We start from the raw sequence: 20,617 nt of genomic DNA, 5'->3' as shown, positions 1-20,617 counted from the left end.
GGTGCGAAAGGGAGAGAGGGGCCGGGAAAGATCAGGTCCGAGGCTGTCCGAGAGAGGGTGTCCGGGCCTGATCCTGTCCTTCATTCCGGAGTTTCCCGATGACCCATCTTGCCCCTGTTGCGCAGGCGTCCTTGCCTGCGCCCGTTGTTCCGTTGGCAGCAAATCCCGCCCCTGCGATCGTTGCTGTTGCTGAAGCGCTGCAGCCCGATCTGGCGCAAGGGCTTCAGATCGACGCGCTGCGCCTACGCCGCGAGATGGAACATGCTTTTGGCGGTTCCGATGCGACCGGTGCTTGGGACTGGAAGCTGGCCTATGAGGCGGGCGAGGTGGCGCTGGTCCTCTTCCTGCGGAAATTCGGTCGGGCGCTGCTTGCGCGTGCCGGCACGCCTGCGGCGCTCTCGCCGATCCTCGCCAAGGTGGCAGGCCTCTTGCCCACGCACACCCGGCGGTCGGAAGAGATGGAGCGCTTTCAGCAATTCTCGACGCCGCTGCCCATGGGGCTCGCGGCTGTGGCGGCAGCACAGATCACGCCCCGTGATCTTGTCCTAGAGCCGTCTGCCGGGACCGGGCTTCTGGCGATCCTCGCCGAGATCGCCGGCGGCACTCTGGCTCTGAACGAGTTGGCGGACACCCGCGTCGACCTTCTTCGCTTGCTGTTCCCGGGCCGACCGGTCACGGGGTTTGATGCCGCGCAGATCGATGATCATCTCGATGTCTCCTCAAGCCCGAGCGTCATCCTGATGAACCCGCCCTTCTCGGCCCAAGCCAATGTCGATTGTCGGTCGACCGAGGCGACGGCCCGGCATCTGCGCTCGGCCCTCGCGCGTCTGGCCCCCGGCGGACGGCTCGTCGCCATCACCGGAGCCGGTTTCGCTCCGGATGCGCCGGCCTGGGCCGAGACCTTCGGCCGTCTGACCGAGACGGCCCATCTCATTTTCACCGGCGCGGTGTCGGGCGCAGCTTTCGCCAAGCACGGCACCAGCTTTGAGACGCGGATTTCTGTCTTTGATAAATGCCGCGGCGGTGAGCCGGGCGGCATCACCGCTGACCTGCACCAGCCCACGTCCCCGGACGTGGCGCATCTAATGTCCAGGGTCACTGCAGAGGTTCCGCCGCGCCTCGAGATGGAACGGGCCGCAAATGCGGGTCTGGGCCACTCTCCCATCTTCCCGGGAAATCCTGCCCCCACAACATGCAAGCCCGTCAACCGATCGCGCGCGACCTCTGCGGCTCAACCGGAGAAACATGGAGCGCAGATCGAGGTCGAGGACCTAAGCTACGAACTCCGCGACAACGCCGAGGACGCGACACGTCTGTCCGATGCGATCTACGAGACCTTCCGTTTGCAGGCGATCGACATCCCCGGCGCAGCCCCACACCCGACCAAGCTTGTGCAATCGGCGGCCATGGCCTCGGTCGCGCCGCCGAAACCCACGTACCGCCCCAAGCTTCCGGCGACCATCCTACGCGACGGCCTGCTGTCCGACGCGCAGCTCGAGACCGTCATCTACGCGGGGGAGGCGCATGGCGCGCGTCTCGCGGGGTCTTGGACCGTCGATGAGACCGGAGACGTGGTATCCGCAGCACCGGAGGACGCCGCTGACGCTATCGGCTTCCGCCGGGGTTTCTTCCTCGGCGATGGCACCGGGGCGGGCAAGGGCCGTCAGTCGGCCGGGATCCTGCTCGACAACTGGGCCCGAGGAAGACGCAAGGCGCTGTGGATCTCAAAGAGCGACAAGCTGCTGGAAGATGCGCAGCGCGACTGGTCGGCGCTTGGCCAGGAGCGGCTTCTGGTGACGCCGCTGTCGCGTTTCGCACAAGGGCACGACATCCCTCTGACCGAGGGCATCCTCTTCACCACCTATGCGACGCTGCGCTCGGAAGAACGGGGTGCCAAGAAATCCCGCGTCGACCAGATCGTCGACTGGCTCGGGGCGGATTTCGACGGGGTGATCCTCTTCGACGAAAGCCATGCCATGGCGAATGCTGCCGGCGGCAAAGGCGAGCGGGGCGATACCATGGCCTCGCAGCAGGGCAGGGCGGGCCTGCGCCTGCAGCACAAACTGCCCAATGCCCGCGTGGTCTATGTCTCGGCCACGGGCGCAACGACGGTCCACAACCTCGCCTATGCTCAGCGGCTCGGGCTCTGGGGTGGTGAAGACTTCCCCTTCGCGACGCGGGCGGAATTCGTGCAAGCCATCGAAGCTGGCGGCGTCGCCGCGATGGAGGTCCTCGCCCGCGACCTGCGGTCCCTCGGCCTCTACACGGCGCGCTCGCTGTCCTATGACGGTGTCGAATACGAGATGCTGGAGCATGCGCTCAGCCCCGAGCAGCGCGGCATTTATGATGCCTATGCCGGGGCCTTCGCCATCATCCACAACAACCTGACCGCGGCGCTGGAGGCGGCGAACATTTCCGGCGCGGCCGACGGGCCGAGCGGGTCGGGCACACTGAACCGTCAGGCGAAATCCGCCGCGCGGTCCGCCTTCGAGTCCGCCAAGCAGCGATTCTTCGGCCATTTGCTCACCTCGATGAAAACCCCCACGCTTATCGCATCCATCGATGCAGATCTGGCTGCGGGTCACGCGGCGGTCATCCAGATCGTCTCGACGGGTGAGGCGCTGATGGAACGCCGCCTGTCGGACATCCCAACCGACGAATGGAATGATATCCGTTGTGATATCACACCCAGGGAATACGTTCTGGACTACCTCGCCCATTCCTTCCCGGTGCAGCTCTACGAGCCTTTCACCGACAGCGAGGGCAACCTCTCGTCGCGCCCCGTCACGCGCGACGGCCAACCGGTGGAGTGCCGCGAAGCCGTCCGGCGTCGTGACGCGCTGATCGAGAAACTGGCTTCGCTTCCGCCGGTGCCGGGTGCACTCGACCAGATCGTCCAGCGCTTCGGCACCGAACTTGTGGCCGAAGTCACAGGGCGCTCGCGGCGCATCGTGCGGAAGGGCGAAGGGCATTCGGCACGGCTCGTGGTGGAGAACCGGGCTGGAGCCGCGAACCTCGTGGAAACCCAAGCCTTCATGGATGACGAAAAGCGTATCCTGATCTTCTCGGATGCCGGCGGCACCGGGCGCAGCTATCACGCCGATCTCGGGGCCAAGAACCAGCGCCTGCGGGTCCACTACCTCTTGGAACCCGGCTGGAAGGCAGACGCGGCGATTCAAGGTTTGGGCCGCACCAACCGCACCAACCAGGCGCAGCCGCCGCTGTTCCGGCCGGTGGCCACCGATGTCAAAGCGGAGAAGCGGTTCCTGTCGACCATCGCGCGCCGCCTCGATACGCTCGGAGCCATCACGCGGGGTCAGCGCCAGACGGGCGGGCAGGGACTGTTTCGCCCCGAGGACAATCTCGAGTCACCTTACGCCCGCGATGCGCTGCGCCAGCTTTACCGCCGCATCTATCGCGGCGATGTCGTGGGCTGTTCCCTCGGGGCCTTCGAGGATGCCACCGGCCTGAGCCTGACCGATGACAACGGTCTGAAGGACGACCTGCCGCCGATCACGACCTTCCTCAATCGCCTGCTGGCGCTGACGATCGACATGCAAGCCGTGCTATTCTCGGTCTTCGAGGAATTGCTCGACCAGCGGATCGAGGGCGCCATCGCCGCCGGGGTCTATGACCTTGGGCTCGAGACGCTGCGCGCCGAGAGCTTCCGCGTCACGGACGCGCGGGTGATCTACACCCATCCAGGCTCGGGTGCGGAAACCCAGCTTCTGACCATCGCGGAAAAGCGCCGCAACACGCCGACAGCGCTCGTGGATGCGCTCGACTGGCTCGATGATCCAAAGGCGCGGCTCTTGGTCAACAGCCGCTCAGGCCGGGCGGCGGTGCAGGTGCCCGCCACCAGCCTGATGCTGGACGATGGCACCATCGAGCCGCGCCTGCGCCTGATCCGCCCGCTTGATGCCAGCACGGTCCCGGCCAAGGTCATGGAGGACACCCACTGGCTCGAGGCCGACCGCGCGGCCTTCACTGCGGCGTGGACTGCGGAACTGGCCGAGGTGCCGGAGTTCTCCGAAGCCACGCTGCACATCGTGGCAGGTCTGCTGCTGCCGATCTGGAAGCAGCTTCCCCAGGATGAAACCCGCGTCTACCGCCTGCAGACCGATGACGGGCAGCGCATCATCGGCCGCCGCGTCTCGCCTGCCTGGGTCGCGACCACGCTGGCCGCCGATGCGCCCAAGCTCTCGGCCGCGCAGGTCCATGCCCTCGTTCTGGAGGGCAAGACCGTGGTGTGCCTGTCCGAAGGGATGGAATTGCACCGCTCGCGCGTCATGGGCGCGAACCGGATCGAACTGTCGGGCTTCTCGGAGGCAGCCAAGGATCGGCTCAAGGCCGATGGCTTCTTCTCGGAGATCATCAGTTGGAAGCTTCGGCTGTTCTGCCCGACCGACGCCGATGGTGTCGCGATACTGGATCGTTTGCTTGCACGTTGTCCTGTCGCAAGGCTACATGATCGCGGAGGTTGTTAACCCATGTATTCCGAGACCGAAGACCTCGTGCGCGATCTGGCAGAAAATGCCGAAGGCGTCTGTCGTGCCTACCTTCCCGCCGGACGGCGGGAAGGATCCTACTGGATCGTCGGCGATCTGCAGAACAACCCCGGCCGCTCGCTCTTCGTGCGTTTGACGGGCCCTGCGTCGGGACCAGGGGCAGCGGGCAAGTTTACGGATGGGGCCACAGGCGAGCATGGCGATCTCCTGGACATCATCCGCTCCCGGACGGGGATCACGCGCTTCCCCGACCTTCTCGCCGAGGCCCGAGCGCATCTTGGCCGTCCGCAGCCGGTCGTCCCGGATAGGCAAGAGCCTAGGAAGGCCAAGGCGCCCGGTGGCACTCCTGCGGCGGCGGCGCGCTTGTTTGCTGCCTCGAACCCGATCACAGGCACGCTTGCGGAGACCTACCTCCGTTCCCGAGGCATCACCCAATTCGGGGCGAACGGCGCCTTACGCTTCCACCCGAAGTGCTGGCATCGGGAAGAGGGGCAGACCCGGAGCATCCCCAGACCGGCGATGATCGCGGCGGTTACCGATGGGGCAGGGGCCGTGCAGGGCGTGCATCGCACCTGGTTGGCAGCTGACGGGCAGGGGAAGGCGGCAGTGAATCCAGAGCGTCGGGCTATGGGTCACCTCCTCGGCAATGCTGTCAGGCTGACCCCGCAGGATGACATCCTCGTCATCGGCGAAGGCATCGAGACCATGCTGTCCCTGTCCGAGGCAATCCCAGGTCTGCCCGTCTGGGCGGCGCTCTCTTCGGGTCACCTCGGGGCGGTCCTGCTGCCAGAGGGGCTGAAGCGCCTCTACATCGCGATCGATCGCGATCCGGCCGGGCAGCGCGCGGCAGAGAAGTTGAGCGCCAGAGCCTCCGAGGTCGGGGTGCGCGTGCGGGTGCTGGAACCGCGGCTCGGGGATTTCAACGATGATCTTCGGGCGAACGGCAAGGACGCGCTGCGCCAGCATCTGGCAGGTCAGATCGGGCCAGAGGATCGGCATCGCCTATTGGGCTGAGCTGCATCGCGCAGGGGGTCTGGAAGTGCGGGGCAGGGGGCGGCATCCCAGTCGTGGCTCTGGATCGTCGTTCTCACCCCATCCCGGGCCTTGCGCATCCACCCGTCAGCCCTGCGCGGCCTTCAAGAGATGGGCAGGCCGTCAATGCGGTTGCCCCTGCAAGGTCGGCAGGGAACCTATTTCCGCCGGCGGCAAAGCCGCCTTTGCATCGCGAGACAAATAGCATCCCTGCCGACCTCCTCCACGCTGTTCCGGCCCCGGTGAAGCCGGGGTGAAGGGGCAACCGCCCCGACGGCTCGGGTCTGCCCATGAAGGCCGCGCGGGATGACGCGCGGACGAGACAGGCCCGGAGGCAAGAAACCGATGACGATCCACACCCACGACGACGCGTATGAACCCGCCCATAGCGCATCCCAGACCGCCCATGCGCTCGACGAGCTCCAGCTCTACGGCTATCGCCCCTTTGACGAGCCCGATCCGCGCCCGATGCCCGATGGACAGCGCCTCGCCGTCGCCGTCGCCGACATCTTCGACGCCCTCGTCGCGACCCTGGAAGACACCCGCATGGAACCCGATCTCGAAGAAGTGCTCTGGGGCCAGGTCAACCTCTTCCACCGCGCCACGGCACGGATCGAGCGGTCACTCGATGAGAACGAGCAGGCGCAGCGCCGCCTCCAGCGCGAGCAGGACGGCTCCGAGGTGAAATCCGTCGAACTCGAGCGCCTGACGGCTGAAGGCCTGACCCTCGTCGAACGGCGCAACTGCATGGACATGATGCGCGATCACGCCGCCACCGAGTTCGTCCATCATACGGGATCGACCTGGCGCCCCCGCACCGGATCAATCGTGAACCGCCAGCACATGACCGCCGCCCTGATCGACAGCCGCGACTTCCTGGTCGCCAAGCGCCGCGCCGAGACCGAGGTAATGCTTCCCGCAGGCCCCAAGGTCGCCCTCACCGGCGGGACCGATTTCAACGATCACCGCCTGATCTGGGGCAAGCTCGACCAGGTCCGGACCAAGTATCCCGACATGGTCCTCCTGCACGGCGGCAGCCCGAAGGGCGCAGAGCTCATCGCCGCCAAATGGGCCGAAGCCCGGGGCGTGACGCAGGTGGCCTTCAAGCCCGACTGGACCAAGCACGCCAAGGCCGCGCCCTTCAAGCGCAACGACGCGATGCTGGATGTGCTCCCGGTCGGGGTCCTTGTCTTCCCCGGAACCGGTATCCAGGAAAACCTCGCCGACAAGGCCAAGAAGCTTGGCATCCCGGTCATGAAGTTCGAGAAGGGGGCGTGAGCCCCCGACTTCAATCCGGGACAGAACATTGTGGAAACGTCGAAGAGCGCTTGATATTGTGGTCTGGAGAGAGGCGCCAACAACATGTTCGACATATCGCAGCAAATGGAAGTGTTCCCGACAACGGTCGATCTCAAGCGGATCGACCCGTCTCTCAACATGCGCCGCTTCTATCGAATGAGCGTTCAGCCGGACCTGTTTGGCGGCGCATGCCTTGTGCGGGAATGGGGCCGTATCGGGTTTCGAGGGCAGATGCTAATCGAACAGCACCCGGACGAGGGGCATGCTGTGACCGCCCTACTGAAGCTCGCAGCGACGAAGCATCGCCGAGGATACTTGCGTTCGAGCTAGCTGATCCTTTGGGCTTTGATAGTCCAAGACCAGTCCCTGGGGTATCTACGCCTGAATGGTCGACTTCCAAGGCAACGTCTTGAAATTCGATTGATAATCTCGGTGTCACTCCCTAAAGTTGTCGCAGGCCCAGAAAATGGGCGCGCATAGTTACAATGCGCATTGGGATACCGGGAGGCCAGGGTGGATAACGACAGGTCAGAACTTCGATGGGGAGTCGAGCAACGTCTCGAGTTCATAGAGTTCCGCTTGTTCTGGGAGGGGCATGTAAACCGGAGTGACCTCATGGATCAGTTCGGTGTCTCGGTCAACCAAGCGTCCACTGACCTGAATCGCTACATCGGCTTTGCTCCGGCGAACATGGTCTACGACAAGAGTGCGCGGACTTATGTGCGAGGCAGTGCATTCCAACCACAATTTCTGGAACCTGATGCCAGTCGCTATTTAGCTCAGCTACGGTCCGTGGCCGAAAACATTCTTGACCGTGAAGACTCCTGGATCGCTAATCTTCCGTCCTTTGCCTCTGCGCCGACGCCGGTCCGTGGTGTTGACCCCGTGACGCTTCGGTCCGTTGTGGGAGCGATCAGGCGATCCGAAGAGATAGAGATACGATACCAGTCCCTTTCCAGCCCAGATCCGCGGTGGCGTTGGATTGCGCCTCACGCGATTGCCTTCGATGGATTTCGCTGGCACGCCCGCGCGTTTTGTCTAACCGACGAGTGTTTCAAGGATTTCCTTCTCTCCCGGATGATTGAGATTCGTGGCTCACGCGAAAGCGGGACATCGGCCGATGATGATCTCGACTGGAATTCAGAAGTCGTCCTTGAAGTGGCTCCTCATCCCGAACTGTCAGAAACGCAGGCTAAGGTCATTGCCCTCGACTACGGGATGCGTGGCGGCAGCGCGAAGATAAAGGTGCGCCGCGCGCTGCTCTATTACACGCTCAAGCGTCTTGGGCTCGACACTGCTCCATCCGCCAGGGAGCCCGAAGATCAGCAGATTGTTCTTCTGAACCGGGAGGTTGTCGATGCAAATTATTGATAACACATCGCGCCTGCTAGGGGATGACCTGAAGGATTCCATCGAACGCGGGTCACGCTTGCGGATCGCGGCATCGTGTTTTTCGATCTATGCATTCGAGGAGCTGAAATCTGAGCTATCGAAAATCGATAGTCTGCAGTTCATTTTTACGGCTCCGACTTTCGTTCCGACGGAGGTTACGGATCGCCTTCGGAAAGAGCGCCGGGAATTCTTCATCCCCAAGGCTCGGCGCGAAAGCGGCCTTTATGGTACAGAATTCGAGATCCAGCTTCGCAACAAGCTAACGCAGCGAGCTGTAGCCCGCGAATGTGCAGATTGGATCCGCAAGAAGGCAAGGTTCCGCTCAAATACGAGCAAGGCGCCGATGCAGCAGTTCATGCACGTTGCAGGCTCTGACGGAGAGGTGGGATATATGCCCATCAGCGGCTTTACCGCTGTGGATTTGGGTTACCAAAAGGGCGATGCGGTCTCAAACTTCGTCACACGTTTTGAAGACCCTGCGCATGCGAAGATGTACCTTCAACTTTTCGACCAGATCTGGTCGGATCCGGACAAGGTGAAGGACGTAACCTCTGCCATTTGCGAGCATATTGAGTCCGTCTATCAAGAGAACTCTCCTGAGCGCGTCTATTTCGCGATGCTATATAGCATTTTCCAAGACTTCCTTGATGAAGTCGACGAAGATGTTCTGCCGAACGATCTTACGGGTTATCAGGACAGCCTCGTTTGGAACAAGCTGTTCAACTATCAGAAAGATGCAGCGACCGGCATCATCAACAAGCTCGAGACATACAACGGCTGTATCCTCGCTGACTCGGTCGGCCTTGGTAAGACGTTCACTGCCTTGGCGGTGGTCAAATACTATGAGTTGCGGAATCGCTCAGTCTTGGTCCTTTGCCCCAAAAAGCTTGCAGATAACTGGCGCAACTATAATTCGAATCTGACAACAAACATTTTTGCCAAGGACAGGTTCAATTACGATGTGCTGTGCCATACCGATCTCTCACGGACGTCTGGGGAATCCTTTGGCATCCCCCTCAATCGCGTGAACTGGGGAAATTACGATCTCGTCGTGATCGACGAGTCCCATAATTTCCGGAACAACGATGTCTACAAAGACCGGGAGACGCGGTATCAAAAGCTCATGAACAAGGTCATCCGCGCGGGCGTTAAGACCAAGGTCCTGATGCTTTCCGCGACGCCGGTGAATAACAAGTTCACCGATCTCCGCAACCAGTTGGCACTGGCATACGAGGGGCAGTCGGAGGCGCTCAGCAAAAGCCTAAAGAGTCAGGCCACCATTGAGGAGATTTTCCGACGGGCCCAAACCGCATTCAACGAATGGTCCGCTCTGCCTTCGGAGGAAAGGACCGCCGCATCGATATTGAAGTCGCTGGACTTTGACTTTTTCGAGCTTCTCGATGCCGTCACGATTGCCCGTTCGCGGAAGCACATCGAAACTTTCTACGACACAAAAGACATCGGAAAGTTTCCCCAGAGACGCAAACCTCTTTCACATCATCGGCCAATCACCGAACGAACCGACGTGATGGGTTTCAACGATATCTTCTCGCAGCTTTCGGTACTCAAGCTGGCAGTCTATGCGCCTATCAGCTACATACTGCCGAGCCGACTGCGGAAGTATGAGGAAATCTATGACACACAGACCGAGGGCGGTAGGGGCAAACTGAGGCAGGCCGATCGCGAGCGCAGCCTTCAGGCCCTCATGACGACCAACCTGCTGAAACGCTTGGAGAGCTCGGTTGCAGCGTTTCGTCTCACGCTTCGGTCTCTAGGTGCGAATGTTTCGCGCACGCTCGATGCCATCGAAGAATTCGAAAAGACGGGACGCAGCGGGAGTGTAAGCGACCACCTTGCTGAGATGAGTGACTTCGACCCGGAAGACGATGATCTTTCGGGGCTCGATGAGTTCACTGTCGGCAAGAAGGTGCAGATAAGTCTCGCAGACATGGACCTGCCCTCCTGGAAGCACGATCTGGCTGCCGACCTTGTCCTGATCGAAGACTTGATCGCATCAATGGAAAAGGTCAAACCGGCGGACGACGCCAAGCTCCAGCATCTGCTTGCCCTTATCAGAAAGAAGGTTGATGAGCCTCTGAATCCTGGAAACAGGAAAGTGCTGATCTTCACCGCTTTCGCTGACACCGCAAATTACCTTTACGACAACCTAGCGCCTTTCGCACACCAGCTCGAACTGCATGTCGGTAAGGTCACCGGGTCGGACTCCCCCAAGACCACGCTCAAGAAGTCATACGACTTCCAAAGCGTCCTGACCTTGTTTTCTCCGCGCTCGAAAGAGAAAGCTATCGTCATGCCAAACGATCCGGCTGAGCTGGACATTCTCATCGGCACCGACTGCATCTCCGAAGGTCAGAACCTGCAAGACTGCGACTTCCTGATTAACTACGACATCCATTGGAATCCGGTGCGTATCATCCAGCGCTTTGGTCGGATCGACCGGATTGGCTCGCCCAACAGCCAGATCCAGCTGGTCAACTACTGGCCCGACATCACGCTCGACGAATACATCAACCTCAAGGAGCGCGTCGAAAACCGGATGGTGATCACCGACATCACCGCTACCGGCGACGATAACGTGCTCACGGCCAAGTCGAGTGACATCGCCTACCGCAAGGAACAGCTCAAGCGGCTTCAGGACGAGGTCATCGAGCTCGAGGACGTGAAGGCCGGCATATCGATCACCGATCTCGGGCTGAACGACTTTCGGATGGACCTGCTCAACTACGTCAAGGCGCATGGCGAGCTCGACAACGTGCCCTTCGGTATGCACGCCGTCGTCCCGGCGCAACCGGAGTTGGGGTTGCATCCCGGAGTCATCTTCGCCCTGAAGAACATCCACGACAGTGTGAACGTCAACCAGCAGAACCGGCTACACCCCTTCTACCTGGTCTACATCGACGACGACGGGCAGATCGTCGCCGACCACACCGAGGTCAAGCGCCTGCTCGACCTGATCCGATCCAGCTGCAAGGGGCGGATCGAGCCCATGCGCGATGTCTGTCGCATCTTCAACGAACGCACCGACGACGGGCGCAAGATGGGCCGCTATTCCGACCTGCTCTCCAGCGCGATCCGATCGATGATCGAGGTGAAGGAAGAGAAGGATATCGACAGCCTGTTCAGCGGCGGGCGAACCACGGCGCTGACCCACACCATCAAGGGGCTGGACGACTTCGAGCTGATCGCCTTCCTGGTCATCGAAGGGGGCGGCTCATGACCCTCTACGACTGGCCTCGCGCGAGCGCCTTCGGGCGCGTGATCCCCAAGAACAAGATCTACGAGCACGCCGGGGCGAATTCGGGCCTCAAGGACCTCTTCGTGCGCGAGGTGGATCAGATCACCTGGTCGCACAAGCTGGCGCCCGAAACGGTCAATCTGGCGGCGACGAAGCAGGTGGCCGAGATACAGGTCTTCCGCATCACCGCGCGCACCGCGACGCTGGAAACGAGCGTGCTGCGCGCCATCGACAAGGCCATCCCCTTTCCGCTGATCTTCGAGGTGGCCCATGGCGGCCGCGTCAAACTGGCCGCGGCCTACAAGCGGCCGAGTGAGGCCGACGGTGCCCGTTGGGTGCTGGGTGACTATTTCCAAGGGGGCTGGTTGCCCGAGGATGCGCCACGCGCTCCGCTGCCTGTGGCGCTGAACATGGGAGCGCTGTACGAGCGGCTGCTGGAGCCGCTGGTGGCAGGGCAGACGGCTCGGTTAATCCCCGGGGCCGCATCAGGGTTTGGCGAGGTGCCGCAGGCATCCCTTTCCCCTTCTGAGGCGGAGCGCCCCCTGTCTCTGGAAGAGCGCATTGCACAAGCAGAGGCGATCAAGGCGCAGACGCGGGAGGTCGAGCGGATTACGGCGCGGCTGGGACGCGAAAAGCAATTCAACAAGCGCGTGGCGATCAATGCCGAGCTGCGCGCGGCGAAACAACAACTTGAGCGGCTGGCAGCGGCACACCCCGGAACCGCCGTGACGAATGATTGAGAGGAAGAGCATGGACAAGCTGAAGATGCACAGCCCCGACCTGAGCCAGGACAATATCGCGAAGATCCGCGACCTGTTCCCCGGCTGCGTAACCGAGGCGCAGGACGAGACGACGGGGGCGGTGCGTCTGGCGGTGGACTTCGATCAGCTGCGTCAGGAGTTGAGCGACCACATCGTGGAAGGGCCGCAGGAGCGGTACCGGCTGGACTGGCCGGGGAAGCGCGACGCCTTGGCGCTTGCGAACGCGCCGATCAACAAGGCGGTACGGCCGGTCCAAGGTGAAAGCCTTCAATTCGATGCGACGAAAAACCTGTTCATCGAGGGCGACAACCTCGAAGCTCTCAAGCTGATCCAGGACACTTACCTCGGACAGATCAAGCTGATCTACGTCGACCCGCCCTACAACACGGGCAAGGATTTCATCTATCGAGACAGCTTTGCCTCGGATCAGGTGACACAGGAAATTGCTTCGGGAGAACGAAGCGAGGAAGGCGCGCGCCTTGTCGCGAACCCGGAAGGCAATGGCCGATTCCACTCTAACTGGCTGACGATGATCGCCCCGCGCCTCCGGTTGGCGAAAAACCTGCTGACGCGAGATGGGGCCATCTTCGTGTCATGCGATGAGGGCGAGCAGCCACGGTTGCGCCTGATCATGGACGAGATTTTCGGTCAGTCGAATTTCGTCGCCGACATGGTTTGGGCGGCTGGGCGCAAGAACGACTCGCGGCTGGTGTCGGTCTCGCACGAATACATCGTCTGCTATGCGCGCGATTCTGAATACTTGCGCGAGAACGGAGTGACTTGGCGGCAGCGCAAAAAGGGTCTGGACGAAATCTATGCGCAGTATGAGCGGCTGAAACGCCAGCACGGCGGAGACCACAAGGCGATGACCGTCGGCCTAAAGGAATGGTATCGCGACCTCGCGGACGGAAATCCTTCGAAGGCTCACAAGCATTACAGTAACGTTGATCGCAGAGGAGTGTACTTCGCTGCGGATATTTCGTGGCCCGGTGGCGGGGGGCCCAAATATGAGGTTCTTCATCCTACCACCGGCAATCCCGTGAAGGTTCCTGCACGGGGATGGATGACGCCGGACCCGAAAAAGATGGCCGATTGGATCAAGGACGAACGCGTCCACTTTGGGGATGACGAGAACTCGGTCCCTTGCATGAAAAAGTATCTTAAGGACAGCGAATTTCAGACGCCATATAGCGTTTTCTATCAGGACGGCCGCGCCGCATCGAAGCGTTTGCGGGCTCTGATGGGAGGCGACCTTTTTGACTTCCCCAAGGATGAGTTGGTTCTGCAGGAGGTCATCGAGATGATGACCGAGGGTGAAGACATCATACTCGACTTCTTTGCAGGGTCGTCGACCACCGCGCATTCAGTCATGCTTCAGAACGCGAAAGACGGCGGCAACCGGAAATTCATCATGGTCCAGCTTGATGAAGCGGCGGACGAAAAGTCAGAAGCCTTCAAGGCCGGGTTCAAGACGATCCCAGGAGTCAGTCGGGAGCGTATCCGACGTGCTGGCGCGCAGGTTCTTAACGGCGACTGCCATGCAAACTGGAACCGCGATGTCGGTTTCCGAGTGCTCAAGGTGGACAGTTCGAACATGAAGGACGTCTATTACCGCCCGGACGAGCTGAAGCAGTCCGACCTGCTCGACATGGTAGACAACGTGAAGGACGGCCGCACAGCCGAGGACCTGCTGTTCCAGGTGCTGGTCGATTGGGGCGTGGACCTGACGCTGCCCATCCGCCGCGAGACGGTGCAGGGCAAGTCCGTATTCTTCGTCGACGACAACGCCCTTGTCGCCTGCTTCGACCGCGGCATCACCGAGGATCTGGTGAAGGAACTGGCGGGCCACGAGCCCCTGCGCGTCGTCTTCCGGGACAACGGCTTCGTCTCGGACGCGGTGAAGATCAACGTGACCCAGATCTTCCGTCAGCTTTCGCCCAGCACCGAAGTCAAAGCGATCTGAGGCCGACCATGAAACTCAAGTTCAAGGTCCAGCCCTATCAGACCAATGCCGTCAACGACGTGGTCGACTGCTTCGCCGGGCAGCCTATAACCGCTGGCCTGACTTTCCGCATCGACCCAGGTGTGGTAAAAAAGGGCCAGCAAATAAGGCCCGAAGCCGAATACGAAGGCTTCAAGAACGCCGACTTTGCGCTGACCGACGCGCAGATCCTGGAAAATATCCAGAAGGTCCAACAACGCCAGAACCTGCCCGTCTCGCAATCACTGACGGAATTCACGACCCAGAATGCGCGGGGCGAGCGTGGCCCCGTGGCCGCGACCTACAAGCGCGATGCCTTGGCCGCGACACGTGTTCACCTCGATGTCGAGATGGAAACCGGCACGGGCAAGACCTACTGCTACATCAAGACCATCTTCGAGATGAACAAGCGCTACGGCTGGTCGAAGTTCATCATCATGGTGCCCTCGATCGCCATTCGCGAAGGGGTCTACAAGTCGCTGCAGATCACGGCGGACCACTTCACCGAAAGCTACGGCAAGAAGGCGCGGTTCTTCATCTACAACTCCAAACGCCTGCACGAGTTGGAGAGCTTTTCGTCCGACGCTGGGATCAACGTGATGGTGATCAACATCCAGGCGTTTGCGTCGCGCGGAGCTGACAATCGGCGGATTTACGACGAGCTGGACGACTTCCAGTCGCGCAAGCCCATCGATGTGATCGCCTCGAACCGGCCAATCCTGATCCTGGACGAGCCGCAGAAGATGGAAGGCGCAGCGACCATGGAGGCGTTGCCGAAGTTCAAGCCGCTGTTCATCATGCGCTATTCGGCCACCCACCGCACGCAGCACAATCGCGTTCACCGGCTGGATGCGCTGGACGCCTACAACCAGAAACTGGTGAAGAAGATCGCGGTGCGTGGTATCCAGACCCGTGGTCTCGCCGGCACCAATGCGTACCTATACCTCGAAGGCATCGACATCTCGAAAAAAGCCCCCGTGGCGCGGATCGAGCTGGAGGTGAAGCTGAAGTCGGGCGAGATCAAGCGCCAGCTGCGGCGACTCTCGTTCCGCGATGACCTGTTCGTGGAGTCTGGCGAGTTGGATCAGTACCGCGGCTTCACGATCAGCCAGATCGATGCTGTGAACGACACGGTAGAATTCACTAACGGGGAAGTGCTGAGGGCTGGCGAGGCGAACGGTGACGTCTCAGAGCGCGACATCCGCCGCATCCAGATCCGTGAGACGATTAAAGCGCATCTGGACAAGGAAAAGCAGCTTTTCGCGCAGGGCATCAAGGTCCTGTCGCTATTCTTCATCGACGAGGTGGTTAAGTACCGGGACTACGGTCAGGCCGATGAGAAAGGCGAATATGCCCGGGTTTTTGAGGAAGAGTACGAATTGCTGAAGGCCGAGTATCTGTCCGAACTCGCAATCGACAATGAAGCTTACCGGAAATATCTCGCCGGCATCGACTCTGCCAAGACCCACAATGGCTACTTCTCTATCGACAAGAAGACCGGCCGCGACATCGATGGGTCGATCAAGCAGGAGAAAGACGCTGAAACTGGTCGAAAAGTCGCCGTTTCTCAGGATGTGGACGCCTATGATCTTATCTTGAAGAAGAAGGAGCGTCTGCTCTCTTTCGAAGAACCTACACGGTTCATCTTCTCGCACTCTGCGCTGCGCGAAGGCTGGGACAACCCGAATGTTTTCGTCATGTGCATGTTGAAGCACAGCGACAACACCATCTCCCGGCGCCAGGAAGTGGGGCGTGGCCTGCGGCTATGCGTCGACCAGCATGGGGACAGGATGGACCACCCGGCAGTGGTGCATGACATCAACGTGCTGAACGTCGTCGCGAGCGAGAGCTACAAGGACTTCGTGGCCGGGCTCCAGAAGGAGATCGCGGATACCCTATCGTCGCGTCCGCGGCAGGCAACCGAGGAGTACTTCACGGGCAAGACACTCACGACCGAGGAGGGCACGGTTGAGGTGACTGCCGCCATGGCAAAGCAGATCTACCGCTATCTGGTGAAGAATGACTACACGGATGATGCGGACCAGATCGCGGACGCCTATCACGAGGCCAAGGCCGAGGGAAAACTGGCCGACCTACCCGACGACTTAAAGCCGTGCGCGGCGCAGGTCTTCCAGCTCATCGAGAGCGTCTTCAGCGATGCGCAATTGCCCAAGGTCGATGATGGTCGTAAGCCAAAGACCAATCCTCTGAATGCGAACTTCGAGAAGAAGGAGTTCCAGGAGCTTTGGGCGCGTATCAACCGGAAGGCGGTCTACCGGGTCGAGTTCGACTCGGTTGAGTTGATCCGCAAATGCGTCAGCGCGCTGGACAGCCAGTTGCGGGTTACCCCGTTGCAGTACACGGTTCAAATCGGCGTGCAAAACGACGGATTGACCGACGGCCAACTGCGAAGCGGTGACGGTTTCAAGGTCACGAACACGACCACCAGCCATGGTGGTTCGGTCCACTCCTTGGTGAAGTATGACCTCGTGGGCAAAGTAGCCGAGAATGCCCAGCTAACCCGAGACACGGCAGCTTCCATCCTAGGCCAAATCGAACCAGCGGTTTTCGAGCAATTCACCAAGAACCCCGAACACTTCATCGCCGAAGCGTCGCGTATCTTTGCTGAACAGAAGGCGGCGATGGTGATCGAGCGACTAGCCTATGATGAAGTCGACGAGCGGTACGACGTAGACATTTTCACTGCCAACCAGACCGGCCAAGATTTCTCGCGGGCAACGGCAAAGCTCAAGAACCATGTCTATGACTACGCGATCACGGATTCCGACGTGGAAAAAGCGTTCGTGCAGGAGCTGGATACAAGCAGCGAAGTCGTAGTTTACGCGAAGCTGCCGCGTGGCTTCCTGATCCCAACTCCGGTCGGCGACTATAACCCAGATTGGGCAATTTCCTTCAAAGCTGGCAGTGTGCGGCACATCTATTTCGTTGCTGAGACCAAGGGCACGATGTCATCGATGAAGTTGCGCGAAATCGAGAAGACGAAAATCGAGTGCGCCCGAAAGTTCTTCGACGAGATCAGCGAGCGTGTTGCTCCTGACAGGGTTAAGTATGATGTGGTTACGGACTATTCGAAACTCATGGATATTGTCGGGCGACCTGTGTGATGATTTTCGGATTCAGGTTCAACCAGTACCTCGTATGGCGTCGATCTCCAGTTCGGCTGAGCGCACCTTTCTCGACCAGGTCCTGCAGATCGCGGGTTGCGGTTGCGCGTGAGGTTCCGGTGATCTTGAGATAGTTGTCGGCGCTGAGGCCGCCTTTGAAACCGCCAGGGCCTTCCCGAAATATTCGAGCGATGGCCTTGGCTTGGCGTTCGTTCAAGTGGTCTCTGTGACGATCGTAGAAGTGTGCCTTGCTGATGAAGAAGCCGACGCGGTCGAGTGTTGCCTGTTGGGCCTTCAAGACAACTTCTGCGAACCAGACGAGCCAATCGGTCACGTCGAGCGTTTTTTGATGCTGCTCAAGCTGATCGTAGTATCCCTTGCGCTCCTTCTCGATGGTGAAGGCGAGCGAGATGAGGGTCGGCTGGCCAATGTTCTGCGCCAGCGACTTTTCAGCGAGGGCGCGACCCAAGCGGCCGTTGCCGTCTTCGAAGGGATGGATGCTCTCGAAATAGAGGTGGCTTAGCCCTGCGCGCGTCAGCGCTGGAAGCGGCTCTGCTCCCCCCGGCCCGGTCTTGTTGAACCAATCCGCGTATCGCTCCATCTCAGGCATGACCCGCTCCGAGGCCGGCGCTTCGAAATGGATCGTGGGCCGGTCAAGGCGGCCGGAAACGATTTGCATCGCCTCGGCGTGTTGTCGGTAGGCCCCAATGGTTTCCAACCGACGGTCATGGGACAGGAGCATCCGATGCCAGCGGTACAGTGTCTCATGGGTTAGCGGCTCTGCAAAACTGGAATAGACGTCGACCATCATTTCCGCGACGCCCTGTTCGCGCGGTTTGGCAGGGTAGCTGTCCGGATCGAGGCCCAGATGGCGGCGCAGCGAAGATTGCACACTGAGCCGATCGAGGATTTCACCCTCGATGGCGCTCGTCTGCATCGCTTCCTCGCTGAGCAGTTCGATGCGGAGTTGCTCGCGTTCCGGCTGGCTGACATGATGGACCGCGCCGAGGATTTCTCCGGACGACAGCAGGAACGTCTGCTCAAACGGCTCCAGAGCGGAGGCGTCATACCGGAAATCCGGCCAATCAGGCAGCGTCCAGTTCCAAGCCATGAGTTATAGACATCCTTTCTATAACTCACATCTAGACCACTTCTGAGGCATAGAAGTCAACTCTATCGCTCAAAGGACCTGCGCGATGGGGTGACCCACAAACCGACGCGAGGCCTTGAGCTATGCCTTTTCAAGGTGCGTCAGACCTTGCTGACGCGGTCTGGGGGCCTTCGGATCGGCGGGGTTTTGTTCCGGCGCTTGAAAGAATGGTTCATAGCGAACGTCCGCCATGGCGCCGTCGAACCAGGCAGGCTGCACGTCACCATTGTTCCATTGGTACAGGTAGCCAACCAGATTTTCAGATGTCTCGCAGAGGATGCGCATGATCGGTTCGCCAGTCAGGCGGGGCTTCGTGTTCATAATGCGTTCCTCCAAAATGGACCTCGTAACTCATCACCACTGAGGTCTGAAATTCTATATGACGCTCATTAGCGCCACGCTCTCCGCAACTGCAAGGCGAGCTTCCGCCGTTGGGCGAAAATCCACCGGCGAAATGCAAGTTATCTTTTCAGATAGGTCTCTTACGGTGTGTGCTGCTCATGCGGCGATGCAGCGGGAACAGCAATTTCTTCCAAGATTTTGTCGATCTCGCCCCATATGCGTGGTTCCACTTGGCCGCGGATCAGAGCCCATTTACTCAAGACGTCGAGGGGGTCGTGGTCCCGGAGGAGGACACCCAGGCTGGCCGCATCGACTGCCAGAGATGTACGGGCCTGCCACTGCGTGTTTCGAGTGCGTCGCTCCTCCGCGACTGGGGCGAAGACCGGCGATAGTTGCCAGCCTTTGACTGCACGGCGCAGGGCGGCACGCACCACATGTGCTGGCTCAACACCACAAGTCTCCAGCGCTGCTTCCTGTCGTTCGAGTGCGTTGACCCTGATGTCGATCTTCCGGGTCGGGCTCAAAGCGCGCGCCGATACGGGAGCTCTCAGGCTGGTATGCGGGTCAGAGCTTTCCGCGGTGACTTGGTGCGGCGCCACGGCACCTTCCGGGACACGCTCTGACTCGTGCGGATCAGCGTCAACGTCAGCGGCTGGGGTCCCAGTCTTTGTTGCTGTGACCTGTGCCTCTTCCTCCTTCCCGGGAACCTCGCGGTCACCCTGTTGCAGGGTGGCGGCGTAGGCTGGGTCGGGCCTAGTGATGGTCGGGATCTTCTTGCGCAATCGACTGTCCTCACGCAGCAAGAATATTGTTGAGGATGTCCGTCGCCTCCTCGAGCGCCTCGACGACATGACGTACATGTGGACGCATCAGAGGGTTTGGATCGGTTTGCTTTTCCAGCGCCAAGGCGTGGAGAAGCCCCTTCTGGTCCATCTCCTTGTAAGTGTTCCGCCGCATCATGACGGTCTCAATCACCGGAAAACGGGTGAGCGCTTCTTCAATTAGGGCGGCGTCAGCACGGGTCGTTTTCGGGTCAACCATGTTGAGGACGACGTGGTGGCGCGGCAGGCCGGAGGGGTCGTCAACACGGGATTTCAGCTTCTCAAACCAATCAGCCGTCTGCGCTCCGACATCGAAATCAGATGTCGACAGCATGACGGGCGTCACAATGTGGTCCGCAAGCACCGCGATGCCGTCTGACCATTCGGCACCGACCCCCGCGGTATCGATGAAGATGAAGTCTGCTGTGCCTGCCATGTAGACCTGATCGATCTGACCCTCGACACCCGCCACGCTTTCGACGGTGGCCGAGCAGAGAAGCGACGAACTCAGCCCACCGGCTTCCGCCCGAGCATGCCATGCCCCGAGTACTCTCGTGCTGTCCGTGTCGATCAACATCACTCTGCGTCCGGCGGCGATCGCGGCGCTGATCAAGGCGCGCGAAAGCGTCGTTTTTCCACTGCCCCCTTTCCGGGCCATCGCTGCGATCACCACAAGATTTTCGTTCGGCATTCTGATCCTCCGCAAAAATAGTGAATCGCAACGATAATGCTAAAGTGTCGCTAAACGCATGAGGCGGAGGGGTCAAGCAGAAGTCGGGATGCGACCCGCGCCTGGCATGCTGCGGGCGGCGTTTTGCGATGACCGTGCGACGTCTGCCGTGGTGCCTTCAGCATTCGTCGCGGGGCACCACACACCCTCCAAATGTCGGGATGCGTTTGGCGATGTGCTGCGGACGGAATGCAGGTGACGGATAGCGCGCTCCAGACGA

General features: G+C 60.5%; 13 protein-coding genes. 9 read left to right on the top strand and 4 right to left on the bottom strand.

Features of this window, described 5'->3' with window-relative positions:
- Positions 1-98: 98 nt before the first annotated feature.
- From BLR51_RS18560 to BLR51_RS18520, 9 genes are all read left to right on the top strand, one after another.
- Positions 99-4,487 (top strand): strawberry notch family protein, encoded by a 4,389-nt coding sequence (locus BLR51_RS18560; protein WP_089849776.1) that lies wholly within the window; start codon positions 99-101, stop codon positions 4,485-4,487.
- Between the two features lie 3 nt (positions 4,488-4,490).
- Positions 4,491-5,522: a DUF7146 domain-containing protein gene (locus BLR51_RS18555; protein ID WP_089849774.1), complete on the top strand. Its 1,032-nt coding sequence runs from the start codon at positions 4,491-4,493 to the stop codon at positions 5,520-5,522.
- Positions 5,523-5,885: 363 nt separating this feature from the next.
- Positions 5,886-6,818, top strand: coding sequence for a DUF2493 domain-containing protein (locus BLR51_RS18550; RefSeq protein WP_089849772.1), 933 nt, complete (start codon positions 5,886-5,888; stop codon positions 6,816-6,818).
- 84 nt (positions 6,819-6,902) lie between these two features.
- Positions 6,903-7,169 (top strand): WGR domain-containing protein, encoded by a 267-nt coding sequence (locus BLR51_RS18545; RefSeq protein ID WP_074855038.1) that lies wholly within the window; start codon positions 6,903-6,905, stop codon positions 7,167-7,169.
- A gap of 183 nt (positions 7,170-7,352) precedes the next feature.
- Positions 7,353-8,210 (top strand): BrxR family helix-turn-helix transcriptional regulator, encoded by an 858-nt coding sequence (locus BLR51_RS18540; protein WP_089849828.1) that lies wholly within the window; start codon positions 7,353-7,355, stop codon positions 8,208-8,210.
- Positions 8,197-11,469, top strand: a complete 3,273-nt coding sequence (locus BLR51_RS18535) for a helicase-related protein (protein ID WP_089849768.1) — start codon at positions 8,197-8,199, stop codon at positions 11,467-11,469. Before BLR51_RS18540 ends, BLR51_RS18535 begins: the two co-directional genes overlap by 14 nt.
- Positions 11,466-12,227, top strand: coding sequence for a DUF4391 domain-containing protein (locus tag BLR51_RS18530; protein ID WP_089849764.1), 762 nt, complete (start codon positions 11,466-11,468; stop codon positions 12,225-12,227). Before BLR51_RS18535 ends, BLR51_RS18530 begins: the two co-directional genes overlap by 4 nt.
- A gap of 10 nt (positions 12,228-12,237) precedes the next feature.
- Positions 12,238-14,211, top strand: coding sequence for a site-specific DNA-methyltransferase (locus tag BLR51_RS18525; RefSeq protein WP_089849762.1), 1,974 nt, complete (start codon positions 12,238-12,240; stop codon positions 14,209-14,211).
- A gap of 8 nt (positions 14,212-14,219) precedes the next feature.
- On the top strand, positions 14,220-17,354 hold the full coding sequence (locus BLR51_RS18520; RefSeq protein WP_089849760.1) for a type III restriction-modification system endonuclease: 3,135 nt from the start codon (positions 14,220-14,222) through the stop codon (positions 17,352-17,354).
- Here the strand turns inward: BLR51_RS18520 and BLR51_RS18515 are convergent.
- From BLR51_RS18515 to BLR51_RS18500, 4 genes are all read right to left on the bottom strand, one after another.
- A complete protein-coding gene (locus BLR51_RS18515; protein ID WP_089849758.1) occupies positions 17,326-18,465 on the bottom strand; it encodes a Fic family protein in 1,140 nt (379 codons plus the stop codon). The genes BLR51_RS18520 and BLR51_RS18515 overlap by 29 nt on opposite strands.
- 120 nt (positions 18,466-18,585) lie before the next feature.
- Positions 18,586-18,825: a hypothetical protein gene (locus BLR51_RS18510; RefSeq protein ID WP_089849756.1), complete on the bottom strand. Its 240-nt coding sequence runs from the start codon at positions 18,823-18,825 to the stop codon at positions 18,586-18,588.
- A 161-nt stretch (positions 18,826-18,986) separates the two neighbouring features.
- Positions 18,987-19,628 carry a hypothetical protein gene (locus tag BLR51_RS18505; protein ID WP_089849754.1) on the bottom strand — a complete coding sequence of 214 codons (642 nt, stop codon included), beginning with the start codon at positions 19,626-19,628 and terminating at the stop codon, positions 18,987-18,989.
- A 10-nt stretch (positions 19,629-19,638) separates the two neighbouring features.
- Entirely contained in the window at positions 19,639-20,358 is a 720-nt protein-coding gene (locus tag BLR51_RS18500) for a ParA family protein (RefSeq protein WP_089849752.1), read from the bottom strand.
- Positions 20,359-20,617: the final 259 nt, after the last annotated feature.

The sequence above is a fragment of the Salipiger marinus genome (assembly GCF_900100085.1).
Taxonomy (GTDB): Bacteria; Pseudomonadota; Alphaproteobacteria; order Rhodobacterales; family Rhodobacteraceae; genus Salipiger; species Salipiger marinus.
The sequence above is the reverse complement of the archived record's forward strand: the minus strand, read 5'-3'. Positions and strand labels throughout refer to the sequence as shown.

Coding starts and splice junctions, on each gene's coding strand:
- BLR51_RS18535 (WP_089849768.1), top strand. CDS start 8,197: ATGCAAATTATTGATAACACATCGCGCCTGCTAGGGGATGACCTGAAG.
- BLR51_RS18510 (WP_089849756.1), bottom strand. CDS start 18,825: ATGAACACGAAGCCCCGCCTGACTGGCGAACCGATCATGCGCATCCTC.
- BLR51_RS18560 (WP_089849776.1), top strand. CDS start 99: ATGACCCATCTTGCCCCTGTTGCGCAGGCGTCCTTGCCTGCGCCCGTT.
- BLR51_RS18530 (WP_089849764.1), top strand. CDS start 11,466: ATGACCCTCTACGACTGGCCTCGCGCGAGCGCCTTCGGGCGCGTGATC.
- BLR51_RS18550 (WP_089849772.1), top strand. CDS start 5,886: ATGACGATCCACACCCACGACGACGCGTATGAACCCGCCCATAGCGCA.
- BLR51_RS18525 (WP_089849762.1), top strand. CDS start 12,238: ATGGACAAGCTGAAGATGCACAGCCCCGACCTGAGCCAGGACAATATC.
- BLR51_RS18515 (WP_089849758.1), bottom strand. CDS start 18,465: ATGGCTTGGAACTGGACGCTGCCTGATTGGCCGGATTTCCGGTATGAC.
- BLR51_RS18555 (WP_089849774.1), top strand. CDS start 4,491: ATGTATTCCGAGACCGAAGACCTCGTGCGCGATCTGGCAGAAAATGCC.
- BLR51_RS18520 (WP_089849760.1), top strand. CDS start 14,220: ATGAAACTCAAGTTCAAGGTCCAGCCCTATCAGACCAATGCCGTCAAC.
- BLR51_RS18545 (WP_074855038.1), top strand. CDS start 6,903: ATGTTCGACATATCGCAGCAAATGGAAGTGTTCCCGACAACGGTCGAT.
- BLR51_RS18500 (WP_089849752.1), bottom strand. CDS start 20,358: ATGCCGAACGAAAATCTTGTGGTGATCGCAGCGATGGCCCGGAAAGGG.